Source organism: Paenibacillus sp. FSL R7-0297 (assembly GCF_038009025.1).
GTDB lineage: Bacteria > Bacillota > Bacilli > Paenibacillales > Paenibacillaceae > Paenibacillus_AQ.
The window spans coordinates 7,478,665-7,499,816 of sequence record NZ_JBBPAQ010000001.1; the positions used below are offsets into that span (position 1 = coordinate 7,478,665).

General features: G+C 53.2%; 15 protein-coding genes and 1 pseudogene. 4 read left to right on the plus strand and 12 right to left on the minus strand.

Features of this window, described 5'->3' with window-relative positions:
- Positions 1 to 99: 99 nt before the first annotated feature.
- On the plus strand, positions 100 to 876 hold the full coding sequence (locus MKZ24_RS32445; protein WP_042232928.1) for a polysaccharide deacetylase family protein: 777 nt from the start codon (positions 100 to 102) through the stop codon (positions 874 to 876).
- 145 nt (positions 877 to 1,021) lie between these two features.
- Positions 1,022 to 2,032, plus strand: a complete 1,011-nt coding sequence (locus MKZ24_RS32450; protein WP_042232926.1) for a substrate-binding domain-containing protein — start codon at positions 1,022 to 1,024, stop codon at positions 2,030 to 2,032.
- A 90-nt stretch (positions 2,033 to 2,122) separates the two neighbouring features.
- On the opposite strand, the pseudogene dhaK reads toward MKZ24_RS32450, so the two are convergent.
- The 7 genes and pseudogenes from dhaK to MKZ24_RS32485 all read right to left on the minus strand — a co-directional run bounded on the left by dhaK (position 2,123) and on the right by MKZ24_RS32485 (position 12,102).
- Positions 2,123 to 3,766, minus strand: a pseudogene (dhaK, locus tag MKZ24_RS32455) (dihydroxyacetone kinase subunit DhaK).
- Positions 3,763 to 4,863, minus strand: coding sequence for a glycerol dehydrogenase (locus MKZ24_RS32460; RefSeq protein WP_042232919.1), 1,101 nt, complete (start codon positions 4,861 to 4,863; stop codon positions 3,763 to 3,765). The pseudogene dhaK and the gene MKZ24_RS32460 overlap by 4 nt, the downstream one beginning before the upstream one ends.
- Positions 4,864 to 4,997: 134 nt before the next feature.
- The gene (locus MKZ24_RS32465) at positions 4,998 to 6,005 is read right to left on the minus strand and encodes a PocR ligand-binding domain-containing protein (protein WP_042232917.1); all 1,008 of its coding nucleotides are present in this window, start codon (positions 6,003 to 6,005) and stop codon (positions 4,998 to 5,000) included.
- A 398-nt stretch (positions 6,006 to 6,403) separates the two neighbouring features.
- Entirely contained in the window at positions 6,404 to 8,614 is a 2,211-nt protein-coding gene (locus MKZ24_RS32470) for an alginate lyase family protein (RefSeq protein WP_340789950.1), read from the minus strand.
- A gap of 42 nt (positions 8,615 to 8,656) precedes the next feature.
- The gene (locus tag MKZ24_RS32475; RefSeq protein WP_039302214.1) at positions 8,657 to 9,526 is read right to left on the minus strand and encodes a carbohydrate ABC transporter permease; all 870 of its coding nucleotides are present in this window, start codon (positions 9,524 to 9,526) and stop codon (positions 8,657 to 8,659) included.
- Positions 9,527 to 9,550: 24 nt separating this feature from the next.
- Positions 9,551 to 10,459 (minus strand): ABC transporter permease, encoded by a 909-nt coding sequence (locus tag MKZ24_RS32480; protein ID WP_042232913.1) that lies wholly within the window; start codon positions 10,457 to 10,459, stop codon positions 9,551 to 9,553.
- Positions 10,460 to 10,536: 77 nt separating this feature from the next.
- Positions 10,537 to 12,102, minus strand: coding sequence for an extracellular solute-binding protein (locus MKZ24_RS32485; RefSeq protein ID WP_042232911.1), 1,566 nt, complete (start codon positions 12,100 to 12,102; stop codon positions 10,537 to 10,539).
- A gap of 224 nt (positions 12,103 to 12,326) precedes the next feature.
- Here MKZ24_RS32485 and MKZ24_RS32490 point away from each other — a divergent pair, with 224 nt between their 5' ends.
- Together MKZ24_RS32490 and MKZ24_RS32495 are read left to right on the plus strand one after the other, a co-directional pair.
- Entirely contained in the window at positions 12,327 to 14,132 is a 1,806-nt protein-coding gene (locus MKZ24_RS32490) for a sensor histidine kinase (protein ID WP_042232910.1), read from the plus strand.
- Entirely contained in the window at positions 14,119 to 15,738 is a 1,620-nt protein-coding gene (locus MKZ24_RS32495) for a helix-turn-helix domain-containing protein (RefSeq protein ID WP_042232908.1), read from the plus strand. The genes MKZ24_RS32490 and MKZ24_RS32495 overlap by 14 nt, the downstream gene beginning before the upstream one ends.
- A gap of 59 nt (positions 15,739 to 15,797) precedes the next feature.
- Here MKZ24_RS32495 and modB read toward each other — a convergent pair whose 3' ends face one another.
- The 5 genes from modB to MKZ24_RS32520 form a co-directional block, all read right to left on the minus strand.
- A complete protein-coding gene (modB, locus tag MKZ24_RS32500; protein ID WP_042133997.1) occupies positions 15,798 to 16,460 on the minus strand; it encodes a molybdate ABC transporter permease subunit in 663 nt (220 codons plus the stop codon).
- Positions 16,461 to 16,489: 29 nt separating this feature from the next.
- Entirely contained in the window at positions 16,490 to 17,269 is a 780-nt protein-coding gene (modA, locus tag MKZ24_RS32505) for a molybdate ABC transporter substrate-binding protein (protein ID WP_442950501.1), read from the minus strand.
- Positions 17,270 to 17,473: 204 nt separating this feature from the next.
- Positions 17,474 to 18,367, minus strand: coding sequence for a nickel transporter permease (gene nikC / locus MKZ24_RS32510; protein ID WP_042232904.1), 894 nt, complete (start codon positions 18,365 to 18,367; stop codon positions 17,474 to 17,476).
- A gap of 11 nt (positions 18,368 to 18,378) precedes the next feature.
- Complete coding sequence (locus tag MKZ24_RS32515) at positions 18,379 to 19,383, minus strand: ABC transporter permease (protein WP_042133990.1); 1,005 nt, start codon at positions 19,381 to 19,383, stop codon at positions 18,379 to 18,381.
- A gap of 80 nt (positions 19,384 to 19,463) precedes the next feature.
- Entirely contained in the window at positions 19,464 to 21,134 is a 1,671-nt protein-coding gene (locus MKZ24_RS32520; RefSeq protein ID WP_340789956.1) for an ABC transporter substrate-binding protein, read from the minus strand.
- Positions 21,135 to 21,152: the final 18 nt, after the last annotated feature.

Genomic DNA, 21,152 nt, shown 5'->3' on the forward strand with positions numbered 1-21,152 from the left:
TCAAATGCATACTTCCCGGGGCAAATGGAGCATTCTAAGGCTCAAGCAGCGCAGGAACGGCTTATAAAAACACAGGGTGTGGAGTGAAACTTGAGACGTATGAAAAGAGGAATCCGAATCACTGCCGCGGCCCTTGCAGCGCTCGCGCTTATAAACGGCTCTGCAGACATTGCCCTCGGCAGCCCGAACAGGGCCAAGAACCGCTATTATTATGAGGAACGGGGCGACATGATCTGGGAGGTGCAGACCAGCCAAAAGGTTATTGCACTCACCTTCGACGACGGCCCGGACCCCTTCGAAACGGATGGTATTCTGGAGGTACTGCATGAATACAATGCGAAATGCACTTTTTTTGCAATTGGCAAACGGATCGCCGCTTATCCCGAGGTCGCCAGACGCGTCATTAATGAAGGCCACGAGCTAGCGAACCATACCTATAATCACGTTTATTTCAAAAAACCGGTCTCCGGGAAGCAGATTCAGGAGGAGCTGGAGCTGACGGAGAAGGAGATTGTCAAAGTATCCGGCAAACACAGCAGCCTGTTCAGACCGCCGGGCGGAATGTACGACGACACGATGATTGATGTGTCCAACAGCATGGGCCTTAAGCCGGTGCTCTGGTCCTGGCATCAGGATACCCGCGACTGGAACCGCCCCGGAGTCTGGAGCATCTCCAATAGAGTGATCCGCAATGCCAAGAGTGGCGATATCGTCCTGTTCCACGACCATGTCCATGGACAATCGCAAACGAAGGAAGCGCTGAAGATCATCCTGCCCGAGCTTGAGAAGCAGGGGTTCCGGTTCGTTACCGTCTCCGAGCTGATCACGTTATCCGATGCGCAGCAGGTGAAGACAGAGCGGCACGGGACTTATTGAAGCTCCGTCTTCCGCTCTCCGCCTGCTGTCCGGGGGTTTCTTAGATTGCGCAGGTCCACAAAATAAGGTAGTCTTGAGCATTATAAGCATTATAATGGCTACCTGTGACTACTGCCGCAGTGCATCCCCTGGGAGGGTTTAATTCATGTCCGAGAATACTTCCTATACAACCGAGGAAATCGCCCGGTTACTCAAAATATCCAAACTTAAAGTCTATGATCTGATCAAAAAAGGAGAGCTGCCCTCCTACCGTGTCGGCAAACAAATGCGTGTTGACCTCTCTGATCTGGAGGCATACAAGCAGAACTCCCGCAGCAGCGGGGCCTATGGGCATCCACTCCCCGGCGGAAGCGGATTACAGGAAATACAGCCGCTGCAGACGCCCGCTTCCTTCGCGGCTCCGTATCAGGCCTTCGCCCCGCCGCCGCCCCACACCGGCAAAAGCACCAGTATGAATGTGGTCATTACCGGCCAGGATATGTCGCTTGATATTCTGGCGACCTATCTGGAGCGTACGCTGCCGTCCACCCGCCCGCTCCGTTCGTATGCCGGCAGTCTGGACAGCCTGATTGCCATGTATCACGGGGAATCGGATATTGTCAGCACCCATCTCCTGGATGGGGATACCGGCGAATATAATCTGCCTTATATCCGCAAGCTGCTTGTAGGCTTTTCTTATAAAGTAGTACATCTGCTATCACGCAGTGCCGGGTTCTATGTGCGGAAGGGCAACCCCAAAGGCATCCGCAGCTGGAGTGATCTCCGGCAGAGCGGGCTGACCCTCATCAACCGCGAACGCGGCTCCGGGGCCCGGGTGCTGCTGGATGAGCAGCTCCGCCTGCTCGGAATTCCATCCGCATCGTTGGAGGGCTACGGAACCGAAGAGAATAGCCATCTGGCTATAGCCGGAATGGTGGCGCGGGGCAGTGCCGATGTGGGCATCGGCACCGAGAAGGCCGCCAAGATTATTGACGGCATCGACTTCATTCCGCTCATCAAGGAACGCTACGATCTGGTCATGGTCAAGAAACCCGAGAATGAACAATGGATCAGCACGGTTATTGATATTCTGCGTTCATCCGCCTTCCAGAATGAGCTGAAGTCCATTCACAGCTATGACCTGACCGAGACTGGAATTATCATTTACGAGACTTGAACTAGCGGAACAGCAAAGGGACGCCCGGCGGAGATATACCACCGGGCGTCCCTTTTCACTGCATCTGTATGTCAATTGGGCATTCAATCCTTACTGCTGCATCCGGTCTACAATCCCGGTGAACAGAATACCTATCGCTGTAGCTCCGGCATCCGGGTGGCTGAGGCTCCGCTCGCCCACATAGCTTGCCCTCCCTTTGGAAGCGATGATGTCTTTGGTGTGCTCGGCTCCCTGCACCGCCGCTTCTGCCCCCTTGCGCATGCTAATCAGCAGGGCGTCGCCATTCTCCGCACTCTTCCGCTGGGCTTCAGCAGCAGGAATCAGTGCATCGAGCAGCGTCTTATCGCCAAGCTTCGCTCCGCCCCGCTTCTGAATCCCTTCCGCCGCATGCTCCAACAGCTCGGCAAGTTCAAGTCCGCTTAGCTCTGTCCGGCCCTTGGCGTATTTCGCCGCGCTGCGGAAGGCTGAGCCCCAGATTGGACCCGAGGCGCCTCCGCAGTGCTCAATGATCACCATCCCGCAGGCTTTGAGGAATTCACCGATTTCCTCCTGCGGCAGCTCCTCCCATTCCAGCTTCAGCTGCCGGAAGCCTTTGGCCAGCGACATGCCGAAGTCCCCGTCTCCGGCAAAGGAATCCAGTTCACAGAATTCGACTTCCTTCTCAATGATAAGCTTTGCCATCTCATCGATCATCACTACTATATCAGCTGTAAGCAGCTTCTCCATTGCTTCCGCCTCCTAACATCTATAAGCTGCCGTCTCCGCGCTATAGTCGAGTGCCTGCTTCAGCTCATCATCCAGCTTCAGCAGGGTGACCGATGCTCCCGCCATATCAATCGCACTCATATAATTGCCGACAAAGGTCCGGTATACCCTAATCTTGGCTTCCTCCAGCAGCAGGCTGACGGAACGGTTCAGAATGTACAATTCCTGCAGCGGCGTTGCCCCGAAGCCGTTAATCATCAGCGCAACCTCTTCCTCCGGGTTAACCGGCATATCGGCAAGCAGCGCCCGCACCGCCTTCACGGCCAGTTCATCGGCCGGAACGAGCTTTTCCCGGGCAATACCCGGTTCGCCGTGAATGCCTACACCGAATTCGATCTCATCCTCTCCAAGCGCGAAGGTTGGCGAGCCTTTGGCCGGCACGGTACAGGAAGTCAGCGCGAAGCCGATCGACCGGACATTGCGTACTGTTTTCTCCGCGATGGCCTTGACCTCCGGAAGTGTATCTCCGCGTTCTGCAGCCGCTCCGGCGATTTTATGCACAAACACCGTTCCGGCCACGCCTCTTCTGCCTGCCGTTGAGGCATCGTCTGCCACGGACACATCATCGTTCACATACACTTTCTCCACAGAAATATCATCGTCCTCGAACGCCATCTCCGCCGCCGCATCGAAATTCATGCAGTCGCCGGAATAGTTTTTGATGATCAGCAGCGTTCCTTGGGAGGATGCCGTCTTCGTAATCGCGTTGTAGACCTGAATGGTCGAAGGAGAGGCAAACACATCACCGCATACCGCCGCATCAAGCATTCCCTTGCCTACGTATCCGCCATGGGCCGGCTCATGTCCGCTGCCTCCGCCACTGATCAGGGTGACTTTGTCCGGGTTCAGCTCTTTACGCGTAATGATCCTGTATTTCCGGTTCCACTCCAGCAGCTCCGGATGGGCAAGCACCATGCCTTCGATCATCTGCACGACTACATCTTCAGGGGCGTTGATGATCTTCTTCATCTGGCTTCGCCTCCGCTTCCGCCCAGCCGGTCCGCAGCCAGAATGGCCGCATATACATCATACTTCGTAACCGGGAACGGCATATTATGAATGGACTCCCCTTCGGCACAGGCTCTTTCGGCCACCGGCATCAGCCGGGCTTCACTGATATCGGTAACACCCAATTCCTTCAGGCAGGTAGGTAATCCGAGCGACTTGCAGAAGCCAAGCACCGTGTCCAGTTCTTCCTGCGGCGCATTCTCCAGCACCATGTGCACCAGCGTGCCGAAAGCCACCTTTTCCCCGTGATAATAATGATGAGTCTCCTCCAGAAGGGTCAGCCCGTTATGCACGGCATGCGCTGCCGCAAGTCCCCCGCTCTCGAATCCAAGCCCGCTGAGCAGGATATTCGTCTCGATAATATTCTCCAGCGACTGCGTAACCACCTTGCTGTCATTGGCCGCTTTGGCCTTCAGTCCGTCCTCCAGCAGTGTTTCGTAACAGAGACGGGCCAGCTCCATCGCCGCCTTCGTGCTTACCGCCCCGGAATTGTTATAGGTGAACCCTCTGACACAGGATCTCGCCTCAAAAAAGGTCGACAGCGCATCCCCCATCCCGGCCACCAGAAAACGAGTCGGTGCATTGGCAATGATTCCGGTATCCACCAGCACCACATTCGGATTCTGCCGCGCATACAGATAGGATTCGAACTCGCCATGCTCCGAATAAATTACGGAAGAGCCGCTGCACGGTGCGTCGGTCGCCGCAATCGTCGGCACGACAATAATGGCAATTCTCGCCCGGTTGGCGATGGCTTTGGCGGTATCCAGCGCTTTGCCGCCGCCGAGGCCGACAATGACGTCACAGCCTTCTGCCGCTGCGAACTGTTCCAGCCGGTCAATCTCCTTCAGTGTACATTCCCCGCCGAACCCGCCGGTTACGAATTCGAATCCGCCTTTGGCAACCGCTTTGTCCAGGTACTCCTGAACCCGGGCCTGATCATCCTTATGCGCCACCAACAGCGCTTTCCGTCCATAGATCGTTACATAGTCCCCGATGTTGTACAGCTCATCTTTGCCCTGAACATATTTAGAGGGAGAGGTTAGTATTTTTCTCATTTCACAGCACTCCTTAGGCAGGATTTGTAAACGCTTCCTACTCAGTATAAACGCTTTGCTGCTGTTTGGCATTGCACGATCTTGTATAGAACTATTCCGTCATTTCATCCTATAAACTCCCAGCGCAGCATGGATTATGCACGGCTCTTCAGGCGGTAGACCGCCGGTGTTTCTCCTGTAGCTTTTTTGAAGGTCCGGATGAAATACCCGCTATCCTCAAAACCCAGCGAATATGCGATGCTCACCACAGATTCTTCCCCCTCCACCAGACTACGTTTCGCTTCCTCCAGCCTAAGGCTATTTATATAGGAAGAAAAGGTGCTGCCCGTCTCCTGCCGGAACAGCCTGCTGAAATAATCCGCGCTGATCCAGCATAACTGGGCCATGTCCGCCAGTCTCAGCCGCTCCCGGAAATGCCCATGCATATGCTCCAGCGCTGGCTTCAGCCTGAGGCTCCCGCCTATTGTGCCCGGAGCCTGCTTCCTGTCAGTCGGCCCGTCCACCTCTTCCTGTACCAGTTGCCGGGGAAGCTCATGTACCAGTGCTGCTTCTTCTGTAAGCTTCACATCCGCAGCAGCTGCAGAAGTGCCGAATACATAAGTCCGGTTCCTGGCGCCTACCCTGCCGGTTATATAATGGCTCATGTGGGTGACCAGACGGGCTACGGATTCGATCCGTTCATAAGACATCACCGGAAGGCTCCGGTAATATTCCTCCAGCATGCTGTCATGCTCCCTCTGATCTGGAGTGCTGGTTGCGCTCAGCATATCAAGCTTCTTACCGGTATCCTGTGCGGGAATAGAGATCTGCCCCAGCATAATGGAGCCAAGGTACTTGCTGCCGACTACCAGCGGTACCGCCATATCCACAATCCCCATATGGCATTTATAGACATAGGGGCGCTGCATACTCTGTGCGGCATATCCCCCGCGGTAATCACAGCTCTCACATAACCGGGAGGACTGGGTGGCCGATCTCATCGCTCTGCAAAAGTCCGTGCATTTGCTGTGCCGAGTCACCGGCTTGCCGCCAGCATCGACGGTGAGCACAGCCATATCCGTCACCGCAGCAAGATCGTCCTGAATGATCTGCAGCGCCTGTGTATCCACGACATCCTCAAGCAGTTCCAAAGAGTTCCGCATAGAGTCCCTCCATAATCATTCAAATTATATCTAAAATTATAACATGATAACGGTTGCAACAACTATATTGAAGATTGGAATCTTATTTTTCACACTTTAAAACAGTCTCATTTTTATCCACTTTTCAGACTCGTCCAGAAGGTAAGCTTTCTTGCAATGCTACTGCGGCGGCTGGGGGACAGATAGTCGCAGGGAAGTAAGCATGGAGTCCGTTTATCCAGCCAAAGTTGATTTTGGCCAGGAGTAAGAGTTGCCCTAGTCGCACCCGGTCCGTTCTCAAACAACCTGGCAGAGTTAGAACCCCCTGGACTTAGCCGGTCCTGCCAGCATTCCAATCGCAACGAACAACTAAAACAACGCCCACCCCGGTTCAGGATGGACGTTGTTCATTTCAGCCTTTATGATTTGGAACCGGTATGTACAATAACATTCCGGCTATAGCTGCCCCCGGCAAACTCCAAGCCTTCCGGCTCTTTCTTGCGCGGCAGCAGTGCTTCAGCAATGATATTGCCGGTATGATCAAGGTAGCCCTCCACCTCTACACTGCCATGGTATAAGCAGATTTCATCTACTCTATCTCCCATTACAATACGCAGGGCCGTTGCCTCTTCAGCAGATAGCTCGTTCCCGTTCATCCGTGCAGGCAGGGGCTCAATGGTCACCTTAGGTTTCTCCGTTCCGAACGGAATGGCAAGCGTTACGATTGCCGTCCTCCCCGTCACAGTTAGCGAACGCTTCACCACCGGACTCTCAGCATACTCCCCCTGCTTGAAAATCAGTCCCGGCTCAAGCACCAGCTGGTCCTCAGCGTGGCCGGCCGGCAGATGCTTCAGCAGCAGATTGGCCTCCGCCAGCTGTGTGGATACTTCCCCGCTGTGGCAGTCATACCCCGCCCCTCCGGTAGGCAGATGAAAATACTGCTCATAATGGTGCTGCTCCTTCGCTTCAAACAGATCCACGATCAGCCAGTAGCTGTTCTTGATGAATAGCACCTTGCGGGAATGGATCACCGGATCATCGTAACGGGTATATCCGTATTGGCTCGCAAAGGTGTAGTCATACCCTTCATTAAACTGGGTATCCCAGATTCTGCAGCTTGCCGTAGCCGGCGTATTCCAGTGAAAGCTGCGGACATGCTGGTCCTCGCCATCCACCACTACCGTGTTATGGGCGCGGGTGGATACGGTGTACTTGCGTTCCTTGTTCCACTCGAACAAGCCCATGCCTGAATCCGCCAGCAGCTCGCGCCCTCCGGCGTAGAGTACCAGGCTCAGCGCATCCGAATGGGCATGTCCGCCCACTCCAACACCTGCACGCATCGCCATGTACATGTCTTCCCGGCTCCAGCCCTGCCTGGAGGTAATGTAACCTCCAATCGGGAAGCAGGCTGCCGTTTCGGCAGGCTGCTTCGCCTTCAGCTGCTCATATTGCTGCACCGCATCCGGCCCTACTCTCCAGAGCAGGGAGAACGGCAGCCGCTCATGCCCCAGCGCTTTGAAATCGCCGCGCTGATACAGATAAGCGCCTAGGCTCATGACATTGCGCAGCTCGCTGACCACCTGCACATCGGTATCGCCGAATTTGACCAGCTGTCCGTCGGGAGCCAGCAGATGCATCGTCACAGTGAACATCTTCTCCAAGGTGTCGCGATACTCCCCGGCGTCGATTCCAAGCTTATGGAACAGTGCCACCAGTTCATACAGATCGCGCATCACGATCAGATGATAATTAGGACTGCCTTCGAACTGTACCCCATCCGCATATACGTTCTGGCGGATATATCCCGGCAGCTCACGCAGCCCGTACTCCAGCCATTCTGCGGAATCCTTCAGCTCCGGCAGGAGCAGCGCCGTCTGGATCAGCCCCCGCAGCTGCATGCAGACATGATTGCCGCCGCCGGCATGGTATTTGCGCACATACTGCCCGTGCTCCTGGAAGGACTTGATCAGCTTCAGCTTAACCTCAGGCTCGAACGCAGGTGAGCTGAAGAAGATGATGAAGGCTTCCGGCAGCATAAACAGCCGCACCCCGACAGACAGCGGGTCCCAGGTCGAATGCTCGGAACGGAACGTATCATCCACCGGCACCCTATTATCATCGATGAAGTCGCTGATCATGTCATTGAAGCATTTGGCGTATTTCTCATCACCGGTCAGCGCATAAGCTCTGGACAGATGCTTCACATATACGAACCGGGTCAGATGCAGCTGATACTGTGAGCTGTCATACAGCCAGCTGTTCCAGTCATAGGTGCCGCGCGGAAAGACCACTCTTTTCCCTTTGAATAGCGGGATATCCCCTTCTACGATCCGGTCTGCCTCAGCGATTGTCTGCAACGCTTCCTCCTCATGGCCGTAGTAGCTTGCGGCATACGCCTGAAGCTTGGGAACATCCTTCACTTCAAAGTAATATCTCCCGTTGTTACCTGCTGCAACGACCTCCAGATAGGCATTCCGTGCAGCCAGGACATCACCTGTCTTCAGCTGTACGGCCACACCGGCAAGCTCAGGTCTGCTCAAGTCCAGCATGGTGCCGAGGAATTCTTCATCCGACAGCTGCGGCTTTGTATATATAGGATTATGGCGCAAGTCTTTATACCCAATCGTCATTTGAACCCTCACCTTTATTGGTTTAACGGATCTGATCCGCATCTATTCCTTAATCGAACCGAGCATGGCTCCTTTGGCGAAATACTTCTGCAGGAACGGATACACGATTACAATTGGCAGCATGGCGAGCAATATCGCCGCATTCTGGACATTCGGTCCAAGGTTGGCCGCAAGCTGTGCGTCAACTGCAGCCTCTGCCGAAATATTGGAGGCACTGATCGCCACCATCTGCCGCAGGAGCGGCTGAATCGGCCAGCGCGATGTATCATTCAGATAGATGACCGCAGAGAAGAACTCATTCCAGAATTGCACCATGAAGAACAGCGTAAACGTGGCGATGATCGGTTTGGACAGCGGGAGCACGACCGAATACAGAATCCTGAACTCTCCTGCCCCGTCAATTCTTGCCGCTTCATCCAGACTTTCCGGCAGGCTCTGGAAGAACGAGCGGATGACCATGATATTAAAAGCGCTGGAAGCCGCCGGAAGCACCACTGCCCAGTAAGAATCGATCAGACCCAGATTTTTGACCACCAGATAACTGGGAATCATACCGCCGTGAAAGATCATGGTGAAGAAAATAATCAGCAGCATGATGCGGCGGCCGGGCAGAAACTTCTTGGATAAGGCATAGGCCAGGGTAATCGATACAAACAGGCTAAGCAGCGTACCCATTACCGTGATAATAACGGAGTTCTTGACCGAGGTCAGGAACGTATTCGCATTCAGCAGATAGCTGTAAGCATCCAGCGTCCAGTGCTTGGGCCAGATGAAGAAATTCCCGGCCATTGAATCTCCGGGCGGACTGAAGGATACCGCGATAATGTATAGAAAAGGCAGAATAACCAGCAGACTGATTAAGCAGATAATAACTACAATAATGGTGTCAAACCCTGTTGCCTTGAGCTTCATAGCGTCTCCACTCCTGTTCTTGTTCTAGAATATGCCTTCTTCGCCAAGCAGCTTTGCCGCATAATTGGCCCCGACTACAAGGATCAGACTGGCAACGGATTTGAACATGCCTACGGTAATCGCGAAGCTGTAATTGAATTGCTCCAGACCGATATGGTAGACGAACAGATCGAACACATTGGAGACATCCAGGTTGAGGCTGTTGGTCATCAGGAAGATCTGCATAAAGTTGGAGTCCATAGAGGAGCCCAGGCGGAGCAGCAGCAGTATAACAATCGTGCTCTTGATGCCGGGGAGGGTAATATGCCAGATGCTCTGCAGCCGGCTCGCTCCATCCACCTTGGCCGCTTCATACTGCTCGGGGTTGATCCCCGCCAGTGCCGCCAGGAAGATAATTGTCCCCCAGCCTGCATCCTTCCAGATGGACTGGAAGATGACCAGCGGCCGGAACCATTCATTGCTCACCAGGAAATTGGCATTGCCGTCAAACCACTGGCTGAGATAATGATTAATAACGCCTGAAGGCCCGAAGAACGAAATCGTAATCCCGTAAATAACGACCCAGGACAGGAAGTGAGGCAGATAGACGATCGTCTGCGATACCCGTTTGAACACTTTGAGCCGCACTTCATTCAGTAGTAACGACAGGAGGATCGTAAACGGAAAATAAATAATCAGGTTCAGCAGACTGATCAGCAGTGTATTTTTCAGCAACATATAGAAATCGGAGGTTCCGAAAAACTGTCTGAAATTATCCAGCCCCACCCACGGGCTGTTCATAATGCCCTTGAACGGGCTGTATTCCTTGAAGGCCAGAATGAGTCCCGTCATCGGAATGTAATGAAAAATGAGAAAATAGAGAATACCCGGTGCCGCCAGTAAATAAAAAGGCCACAATTGATGAAACCGTCTAGGGCGTAAAGCTCTCTGCACAGGCTAAACCTCCTTATCCATGGGCAAAAGAAAGGGGATCTCCCCCTCCTTTGCCTCTGTTTATATTTAGGTGTTCCTTATTGATGCTCGGCACGATACTGATCCAGCAGCTCCTTGGTAATCTGTACACCTGCACCCGTAGTCCAGGTATCAATCTCCTTCTGTACATCCTCCCAGGTGCCTTCACCCAGCACATATTTGGTCATGACAGCACTCATTTTCTTATAGCTGTCCGGATTCTTGCTGGCGTACTGGGAGTTGTAGCTGAGGAACGGATTCTCCACCCCGATGGTACTGATCGTATCCAGCACGGTCTTTTGCAGCGTCAGAATCTCCGGTTCCTTGGAGTTGGCGTACACATATGGATCTGCCCGGTTCTCCAGGATGAAATTGTTCGGCTTATCCAGCTCATACTGCTTCTTCTGCTCCTCGGTCTGTACAGCCACCCCATCCTTGAAATCACTGGAATGTATGCCGGTGACTCCCGCTTTGGAGAAGGCTACATTCTCCTCGGAGGCGGTGAAATCAAGGAAATCGACAATCTGCTGTACCTTCTCTTCCGGCACAGAGCTTGGAATCGCCCATAATCCGTAGTACCCGGAGAGGATCGAAGCACCCTTCTGTCCGTCTGCGCCTTCCAGCACATCGACAATCGCTATTTCAGCATTCGGGTCCGTCTGCTTCAGCTTCTCCACGTTGGTCTCCACGATGTCACTGACATTCCCTACAAAAGCACCCGCAGTACCTGCGAGGAATTTACTCCGTGCCTGACCCTGGTTCTTGAGCACCGGCGCATCCTTGTCAATCAGGCCTTTGCTCCAGGAATCTCTGAGCCACTCCAGGAATGCCTTGTATTCGGGAGTCTGGAAATCACGTACGACGTTCTCCCCCTCCAGCTTCCATACATTCGGGATACCAAAAGCATATTGAATCGGGAGTACCCCCGAGAAAGGTCCGGGGCTGTTCACGCCGTCTGAACCATAGATCGTAAACGGAATGGTTTTGCCGCCGCCAGCCGGATCATTCTCCTTGAATACCATAAGAGCATTTGTCAGCTCATCGATGGTCTTCGGGACCTCCAGATTATACTTGTCCAGCCAGTCCTTGCGGATCAGGATGTTGGCTTCACCGCCGCCGTACAGGCCGCGCGGCCGGGGAATTCCGTATGTTTTGCCTTCAATCTTAGCTCCGTTCCAGACAACCTCATCAATCTTGCTGATGTTCTCCGTCTTCTCCAGATAAGGCGTCAGGTCATGAAAAGCGCCCATCTTCACCAGGTTGTTGAATTTGTCATCCTTCCCTCCATCCATCAGCAGCAGGTCATAGGAATCTCCGGCGGATACAGCCACGGAGAGCTTGTCAGTGTAGGCTTCGGATGGTACGAAGGTTACGTTCAGATCTACATTACCGCGCTTCTCCAGATCCTCGAGCGCTTTGTTGTTGGTCATCTCCGGCGGATTGCCGAAGAGAATGGTCATCGCCTTGATGCTGGCCGGCTTGGCGGCCGTGCCCGCCTGTGTCCCGCCTTCCGGTGCGGCCGTGCTGCCTGCCGCTGGATTATTATCACCGGAGCAGGCCGCCAGGGTGGTTACCATCAACGCCGCTGAGGCCACAAGCGGTACAAGCTTTCTTTTGAAACTCATTGTCATCCCCCATTTGCTTGTATTGATTGCGTTTACATTATCCTTACACTTTGGATTATAGAAGACGCCCCGGCTTGTGAACATGCCGGATTCGAGCCAAAGTGTCACCATTTTTAAGATTCGCTGTGTTCCAGGTTTCTACCCATTCTACAATGTACTATAATCTTTATAGGATAGCCTGCCCGGTATCCGGAGTCCAAAACCCAGTAACGGATGTGGCCCCTATGAATTCACCCTTCTTCAGCTTTTTGCGGCGGAGCTTCTATATCAAGATGATTGTGGTTATGTTCGCCATCTCTGTGGTTCCGCTGATTGTATTGTCATTTATTTCTGTAAGCGTCTCCAGCACAACGGTGGAGCAGCAGGTGAACCGCCTGAACGCCCAGCTGGTCAATCAGGTCATAGACCGGATTGAATTAACCATGATTAGACTGCGGGAATTAAGCGAGCAGTACTCCCGTATCTCGTCCATTCAGGGCGCGCTGGTCTCCCCGTCGGCTCAATATTTTGAGGAGGTTGTCCGCAAAAAGGATCTGATCTCCGTGCTCAGCAACGCCTCGGCCATTATCGGAAATGTGGAGGGGCTGCAGGTCTATTCCGCAATCACCGGAGAGGTGCTCTCTTCGACGGAAGCCCCGGCCCAGCTCGGGGAGTCCCGGTACCGTCCGCTGATAGAAGCGTATCTGGAATCGGGCCGGCCCAATCTTTTCCTGGACAAGCACTCGCTGCCGGGACTTGCGGTGCTGGACTCTTCAACCTATTATATCTCACGCGTTCCCTTTGATTTGTATGAGGACCTCAAGGGCGTGCTGCTGATCTCCATGAACAACAGCCAATATCAGCAGCAGATCGAGAATATCCAGCTCGGGAGCAAGGGCTCCATCTCGCTGCTGACTGAAGACGGCATGACCATTGCCACAACCAGCAAGCTGGGGAAGCAGGAGGATACGCGGCGGGTACAGGAGATTCTGAAGCACTGGACAGAGCTGAACCGTCCGGACCAGTTCGCATCAGGCTCCTCCATTGTCTCCGTCAAGCAGACCTCCACCTATGACAAGTGGATTGTGGTCTCGGAAATCCCGTCCAAGGAGCTTACTGCCAGTGCCGCAATTATCCGCCGGACGGTTACTTACTTCCTGGTGATTCTGGCCCTGCTGGGGGCGCTGTGTGTGGTCGGCTTCGGGTATCAGCTGTACCGGCCTCTGCAGGCCGTGAAGCGGCAGGTCGATGCGCTGAAGAAAGGCCATTTCGATGCACGGGTCACCCATTTTGCCAATAATGAGATCGGGGATCTGGGGCGGATGCTCAATACGATGGCGGTACGCATTCAGGATCTGGTGGCAGATTTGCATGATTCGGAGGACCTGAAGCGCAAGCTGGAGATCAGGGCGCTGCAATCGCAGATTAATCCCCATTTCATGTACAATACTTTAAATACCATCCGCATGTTCGCGATGATGAAGGATTATGAGAAGATAAATTCGCTGATGGGCCGGCTGGTGGCGCTGCTGCGGTATTCTATGGAGAATTTCGAGCAGACCGTGCAGCTTCGGCTGGAGCTTGATTATTTGGCGGATTATGTGGGGCTGCTCAATATGCGGTATAAATGTCAAATCCGGCTGGAATCAAGCATCGAGGAGCCGCTGCAGAGCATGCAGATTCCGAAGCTGAGCCTCCAGCCGTTGATCGAAAATTCTGTGTTCCATGGGATTCTTCCGCGTAAAACGCCGGAGGGGCATATCAGTATACGGGTCTTCACCGATACCCGCAAGAACTATATCATTCTTGAGATTACTGACGACGGGATTGGCCTTGCGGAAGCCGAACTGAAGAAGCTGCAGCTCCATCTGCTCCATGAAGAGTCCACGGAGAACATCGGGCTGCAGAATGTATGGTTGCGGATGAAGCTGCTATTCGGAGGGGATGCGCAAATTCTGCTCTCCAGTGCCCCGGGTGAAGGGCTGACGATCCGTATTATGCTGCCGTCTGAGAATGTTCTTGTAAAGGAGGAGCCTCATGAATCCCTATAGAGTTGTACTCGTGGAGGACGAAATTCCGGCAAGAACGGTATTCCGTCATTTCATTGAAGAGCGTGCCGATTTATTCACGCTGGTTGGCGAAGCCGAAGACGGCCGGGACGGACTGGAATTGTTCCTGAAGCACAAGCCGGAGCTTGTCGTAACCGATATCACCATGCCGGGCATGAATGGACTTGAGATGCTAAGCGAAATTGAGAAAAGCGGGGAACGTCCGCCGCAGATCATCATCCTTACCTGCCACCAGGATTTCCATTATGCCCAGCAGGCCATTCATCTGAAGGCTGCAGCCTATCTCATTAAAGATGACTGTCTTTCTGATCCCGGCCTGTTGACCCGGACGATGGAGGAGCTGGCCTCCCAGGTGAACTCACTTGATGAAACCCGGGAAAAGCATCTCCAGCTGGAACAGCAGGTCCGGCTCAGCGAGGTGGAGATTGAGCAGAGCCTCTTTCTGGATATGCTGCTGAATCCGGCAGCCGAAGCCAAATGGCTGCGCAGTCTGGAGGACTCCCAGCTCCCTCTTCACGAACAAAGCTTCAAGGTATTGCTGCTGGAGCTGGACAGGAATTCCCTTCGCTTCCCGATTGATCAGCTTGAAGAGCTGAAGCTGTGGCAATTCGCCGGAGTCAACGTACTCAAGGAGCTGCTGGCCGGCATAGGCCCGCATAAAGTCATCGCGCTCGACAAGGGACGTTTTCTCGCCATATACACCGAAACGTCAAAGGCTATGCGCCCCAATTTCCCGGAACAGGTGCTGGATTCCTTTGCCACCAATCTTAAAATGAGCTGCATTGCCCTGCAGTGCAGCTTCGGACAGGGGCTGAAGGCCAGGCCTGAGGCACTGAAACGGCTGGCTTCTGCACCCTATCCTTTCTTTTACCGCTTTGGCGAGAGCATCGCTATTGAGGATTGGGAACAAATCGCCCGTTTCCAGCGGATTCCGGAGCCGCTCAGCCGGTTCTGGAGCAAGGTACTCAAGAAAGCACTGCTGGAGCCGCATTTGAACACGGCTGCACTGGAGCAGGAGCGCCTCTCCTTATACCGCCAGGCTATGGAGCAATCCTGGGATCCGGAGCAGATCAAATCCTTATATTTGAGAGTCTTCCTGGATATGAGCCATAACGTTATTGGAACAGAGGGCGGTGCGGATCTCGAAGCGAACCTGCGCAAAAAAATGGAGCTGTGCCAAACCTTCGACTCCGTACACGAGGCGACCTGCGATTATTTCCGCAAGCTTCAGCAGCTTCAGGAGGGCGGCCGGAAGATCGATGCTTCGATTACAAGAATCATTCAACATATGCGCGAAGACCTCAGCTATCCCTATAAGCTGGAGGAGCTGGCAGCTTCGATTAATTACAGTGTGCCTTATTTCAGCTCCATGTTCAAAAAAGCAGTAGGCGAAAGCTTCATTCAATACCTGACCCGTCTGCGGATTGAAAAGGCAAAGCTGCTGCTGCTTACCACGGATCATAAGACATTTGAAATTTCCGAATCTATCGGTTTTGAGAATTACCGGTCCTTTAACCGGATCTTCAAGAAAGAGACCGGCGTATCCCCTTCCGATTACCGCAGAATGGGGATGGGAATGCCCCAATGAAAAACCCCGGTATCTCCAGAATTTCTGATGATACCGGGGGTAATTTAGCTTACACTCCGTCAGGACCGGCGGTTAACAAACATCAGCATAAGGGCCGAAATGACAATGATTGAGCATACCCACATCCAGGCCAGCGTCATATTGCCGCCGTCAACCGCTACATAGATTGCCGTCGGCACCGTCTGGGTACGCCCGGGGATGTTCCCTGCTACCATAATCGTAGCGCCGAATTCGCCCAGTCCGCGGGCGAACCCCAGTACATAACCTGCGGCCAGTGAACGGCTGGCCAGCGGGAGAGTTACATAGCGCAGAACCTGAAGCTCGCTGGCTCCCTGCGCCCGCGCGGCATCCTCCAGGTCCTTCTCCACACCTTCGAAGCCCGCCTTAACCGTCCTGTACACCAGAGGGAAGGCAACCACTACTGCGGCAATGACTGCCGCGCCCCATGTAAACAAAATAGTATGCTCGGTGAACTGCTCATACAGCCTGCCAATCCAGCTCCGCCGGCCGAGGATCACCAGCAGGACGAAGCCGACAACCGTCGGCGGCAGAACCAGCGGAAGCAGCAGGACCGTTTCAACCAGGCTGTGTCCGAAGAACCTCCGCCCTGCCATCTTCTTGGCTGCGAGCGTAGCCAGTAAGAACACGATAATGCTGGTAATCACCGAAATCTTGACCGAAAGCCAGACCGGGGCGAAAAAATCGGTCCAATTGATCTCCATCTCTTCTCACCCCATTTGTATAGTAGGTATTATTGTGCTAATTGAAAGCCGTAGCTTGTAAATACCGCGTCCGCCGTTGTTGTCTGTACATACTCGTAGAATGCCTTGGCCTCCGCCTGATGCGGCGACTCCTTCACAATGCCAACCGGATAATTAATGGCCTTGTGCACATGTCCGCCCACTGTCAGGGCAATCTTCACTTTGTTCGAGGTAAGCGCGTCTGTCTTGTAGACGAAGCCGGCATCTGCATTTCCCGTCTCCACATAAGACAATACCTGACGGACATCCTTGGCAAAGACCAGCTTGCTCTGCAGCGTATCCCATACCTTCTTAGCCGTCAATGACTGCTGCGCATATTGCCCGGCCGGCACGGATTCCGGCTGGCCGACAGCCACCTTCTTGAAGGCTTTATCGGTAAGCTGGGTGATAGTAGTAATGGAAGTCTTCGAATCAGAAGGCACCACGAGGACCAGCTGATTCTTGAGCAGCCCGGTATGATCACTGATGAGCCCGCCATCTACCAGGGCAGTCATCTGTTTGTCTCCTGCAGAGAAGAACAGATCAGCCGGAGCGCCCTGTTCAATCTGCTTTTGCAGCGTACCGGAAGCACCGTAGTTGAAAATAAGATCAATACCAGGATGCTGCTTCTCGTAAGTCGCGGCAATCTTGTCAAGACTATCCTGCAGGCTAGCTGCCGCAGATACAATAATTTCAGTTTTCTTAGCTGCCTGTGCCTGTTCACCAGGTGCAGCAGACAATCCCGCCGCTACCAATCCCGCCACTAACACTACCCCCAGCTTCTTGAACATTTCCATTCCTCCCGTATATGTATCTTATATATTTTGGTGCTATTCTATCACATCTTTTTTGGTTTTTCTATACGTTTTGATTATGTTTAATTATATTTAGTTATTATTGATATGAATAAGTGATAATTCCAGCTTTATGTATTGCTACTCTGAAAAAATAGCCCTTACAAGCCAAAGGCCTGCAGGGCTATCAGTGAACAGAAGTTAATTCTTCATCCGCGGGTCAAGCACATCGCGCAGGCCGTCCCCTACCAGGTTGAAGCCAAGCACGGTCAGCATAATGGACAACCCCGGAAAAATAACCGTCCAGGGTGCCTTCTGGATGAATTGCCGTGAATCCGAGAGCATCTTGCCCCATTCCGGATCGGGCGGCTGTGCGCCGAGTCCAAGGAAGCCAAGCGCAGCGGCCTCAATGATCGCGGTAGCGATGCCAAGTGTCCCTTGCACGATAATCGGCGTTAAGCTGTTAGGCAGAATATGGGTCAGCAGAATGCGGTTGTTCGTCATTCCGATTGCGCGGGCCGCCGTTATGTACTCCTCCGATCTCAGGGAGAGCACCTTGGCCCGTACCAGCCGGCCATACGTAGGAATATTAACAATGGCGATGGCATACAGCGCATTCTGCAGCGAAGGCCCGAGAATGGCTACGATTGCAATGGCCAGCAGAATACTCGGAAAGGCCAGCAGAATATCGAACATGCGGGATATCAGCATATCGATCCATTTGCCGTAGAAGCCCGCAAGAATCCCCAGAAACGTACCGACAACAATCGAGCCGATAACCGAGAAAAAGCCGACCCAGAGGGAGATCCGGGCACCGTATAGTATGCGGGTGAACATATCTCTTCCCAGATCATCCGTGCCGAACCAGTGGTCGGCAGACGGCGCTTTGAGCCGGTTGACCAGCTCCTGCTCCTTGAAGCCGTAAGGTGCGATTACGGGTGCCAGCAGGGCAATCAGCACAAAAAACACAATGATGCCAAGGCCGAGCATCGCCGTCTTATTCTTACGGAAAGCCTTCCACGCATCCCGCCAAGGCCCGGAAACCTTGTCAGCAGGTACAGCCGGGGGCGTTACTTGAATTGATGCCTGTCCCATAGGTTCACCCCTCACTTGTAGTTGATGCGCGGATCAATGACGGCATAGAGCAGATCCACCAGCAGATTAATGAACACGAAGATAAAAGCAATGATCAGGATTCCGGTCTGGATTACCGGATAGTCGCGTGAGCTGATCGCCTCAAATATATATCTTCCCACGCCGGGCCAGGCAAAGATTGTCTCTGTCAGCACTGCACCGCCGAGAAGTGCACCTGTCTGCAAACCTACTACGGTCAGCACGGGAATCAGTGCATTCTTTAGAGCATGCTTATATACGACAAGGAATTGCGACAACCCTTTGGCCTTTGCCGTACGGATATAGTCAGAGTTCATGACCTCCAGCATGCTCGAACGGGTCATCCGGGCAATAATTGCCATCGGAATGGTGCCCAGTGCTATGCTTGGCAGGATCAGATGCTTGATGACCGTCCACAGCTGGCGCCAGTCTCCTGCCAGTATCGTGTCGATCACATATAGATTGGTAATACTCTCCACGGGATTCCGCTGATCCATCCTGCCTATAGAGGGCAGCCAGTGCAGCTTCAGCGCGAATAACATCTGCTCCATCAGCCCCAGCCAGAAGATCGGCATGGACACGCCAATGAGCGCTATAATCATCGCGGTATAATCAAACCAGGAATTCTGCCGCCAGGCACTTAGAATACCGGCGTTCACTCCTACAATGGTAGCGAACAGCATACTCGCTGCGGTAAGCTCCAGCGTTGCCGCCAGATAAGGCATAATTTCTTTGGCAATCGGTGTTTTGGTCCGGATTGAGGTTCCCAGATCGCCCTGCACCAAATCTCCCATATAGTTGAAGTATTGCTGCAGCCAAGGCTTATCTAGACCCAACTGCTCGCGCAGCGCTTGTTTGGACTGCTCGGTTGCCTTTTGGCCCAGAATGGTTTCTGCCGGATCACCCGGAATGGCGTGAATAATGGAGAAGACGATAATCGTCATTCCGATCAGCACAGGGAATAAAACCATGACACGTTTTAATAGGTAGGAGTTCAAGTTGGCTCACCTTCCAGTGGTCCTTAAGCATAACTTGCCGCAGCAGGCACGCGGCGGCAAGGAAATGCTTATGGAGCATACTATTCGAAGTAAATTTCGCTGTAATATTCCGTACCTGTAGGGCCTGGAACGAATCCTTTCAGATTGGCCTTCGCAGCCAGCAGCGGTGTAGTGTGCACAAGCGGGATCCACGGTGCATCCGCTTTGATGATTTCCTGAGCCTGTTTGTACAGGTCGGAACGTTTCGCCTGATCCGTCTCCTTCTGTGCATTGATCAGGATCGTGTGCAGTTCTTCATTCACATAGAAGGTACGGTTGTTGCCTGGGATAGCATCCTTGTCGAGCAGCGTATATAGGAAGTTGTCCGGGTCACCATTATCGCCAGTCCAGCCGAGCATGTAGATATCATCTTTCTCGCCAGCTTTGGTGTCATCCAGATAAGTCGCCCATTCCGGGGATTCAATTACAGTCTTCACGCCAATTTTCTCCCAGTCCGCCTGAATGGCTTCCGCAACCTTCTTGCCGTCAGGCATGTAAGGCCGGGATACCGGCATAGCGTACAGGGTTACTGTATCCGGCAGACCGTCAGGGTAACCGGCTTCCGCCAGCAGCGCCTTCGCTTTGTCCAGATCATATTCATAATCCTTCACAGCATCGTTGTAGCCCCACAGTGAAGGCGGCATCGGGTTAACAGCTGCAGTAGCCTGACCTGAGAAGAATGCATCAATGATTGCCTGTTTGTTCACCGCATAGTTCAGCGCCTGTCTTACTTTCACATTATCAAAAGGTTTCTTCTTAAAGTTGAAGCCGAGGTAAGCTACATTGAACGGCGGGCGTTCAATCTTCTGCAGTTCAGTGTTGCCTTCAAGCGTGGACAGATCATCCGGGCTCAAATCCTCCATCAGATCGATCTCCCCGTTCTGCAGAGCATTGAAACGTGCCGAGTTGTCCGGAATGGAGCGGACGATGACTTTATTCAGCTTAGGAAGCCCTTCTTTCCAGTAATTCGAATTCTTGTCCAGTGTAATGGAATCATTATGCTTCCACTCCGTGAACACGAAAGGTCCTGTGCCTACCGGCTCGTTCTTGAAGTTCTCCTTCTTCTCCTGGATGGCAGCAGGGCTGGCAATCCCGAAGGAGGTCATAGCAATATTCTGCAGGAACGGTGCCTGCGGCTGATTGAGTGTGAACTCTACCGTAGTTGCGTCTACAGCCTTAACCTCTTTGATTACACGGCTGCCGTCCGGACCGAACATCGAATCATAGTAGTCGAAGGAATCTCCTTCGAACTTGAATTCACTTGCCGGATCACTCCAGCGTGTGAAGTTAAAGACTACTGCTTCAGCGTTGAAATCCGTTCCGTCATGGAACTTCACGCCCGGATGCAGCTTGAAGGTATACGTCAGACCGTCAGGCGATACCTCCCAGCTGTCAGCAAGGGAAGCCTGTACTTCAGAGGTACCCGGCTTGTATTCCAGCAGGGAATCAAATACCTGATGGGCAATCTTCAGGGATTCGCCATCTGTGACAATGGCAGGATCCAGCGATGCAGAATCGCCGCCGCGTCCAAGGATGAGCGTATCCTGCGTGTTAGCCGATGTTTCAGGCGAGCTATCCGGTGCGGTAGTCGCCGCTGCATTCGTTGCTGCTGTCGCTTCTGTGCCAGCGTTGTTATTGTTACCCCCGCAGCCGCTTAATGTTAATACCGCCCCCAGCGTTACTGCCAGTGCAAGACTACTCCACTTCTTCATCTCTAGAAAACTCCCTTC

Excerpts from the sequence above, each read along its gene's own strand:
- MKZ24_RS32445 (WP_042232928.1), top strand. The coding sequence starts at position 100 with ATGAAAAGAGGAATCCGAATCACTGCCGCGGCCCTTGCAGCGCTCGCG.
- MKZ24_RS32450 (WP_042232926.1), top strand. The coding sequence starts at position 1,022 with ATGTCCGAGAATACTTCCTATACAACCGAGGAAATCGCCCGGTTACTC.
- MKZ24_RS32460 (WP_042232919.1), bottom strand. The coding sequence starts at position 4,863 with ATGAGAAAAATACTAACCTCTCCCTCTAAATATGTTCAGGGCAAAGAT.
- MKZ24_RS32465 (WP_042232917.1), bottom strand. The coding sequence starts at position 6,005 with ATGCGGAACTCTTTGGAACTGCTTGAGGATGTCGTGGATACACAGGCG.
- MKZ24_RS32470 (WP_340789950.1), bottom strand. The coding sequence starts at position 8,614 with ATGACGATTGGGTATAAAGACTTGCGCCATAATCCTATATATACAAAG.
- MKZ24_RS32475 (WP_039302214.1), bottom strand. The coding sequence starts at position 9,526 with ATGAAGCTCAAGGCAACAGGGTTTGACACCATTATTGTAGTTATTATC.
- MKZ24_RS32485 (WP_042232911.1), bottom strand. The coding sequence starts at position 12,102 with ATGAGTTTCAAAAGAAAGCTTGTACCGCTTGTGGCCTCAGCGGCGTTG.
- MKZ24_RS32490 (WP_042232910.1), top strand. The coding sequence starts at position 12,327 with ATGAATTCACCCTTCTTCAGCTTTTTGCGGCGGAGCTTCTATATCAAG.
- MKZ24_RS32495 (WP_042232908.1), top strand. The coding sequence starts at position 14,119 with ATGAATCCCTATAGAGTTGTACTCGTGGAGGACGAAATTCCGGCAAGA.
- modB (WP_042133997.1), bottom strand. The coding sequence starts at position 16,460 with ATGGAGATCAATTGGACCGATTTTTTCGCCCCGGTCTGGCTTTCGGTC.
- modA (WP_442950501.1), bottom strand. The coding sequence starts at position 17,269 with ATGTTCAAGAAGCTGGGGGTAGTGTTAGTGGCGGGATTGGTAGCGGCG.
- nikC (WP_042232904.1), bottom strand. The coding sequence starts at position 18,367 with ATGGGACAGGCATCAATTCAAGTAACGCCCCCGGCTGTACCTGCTGAC.
- MKZ24_RS32520 (WP_340789956.1), bottom strand. The coding sequence starts at position 21,134 with ATGAAGAAGTGGAGTAGTCTTGCACTGGCAGTAACGCTGGGGGCGGTA.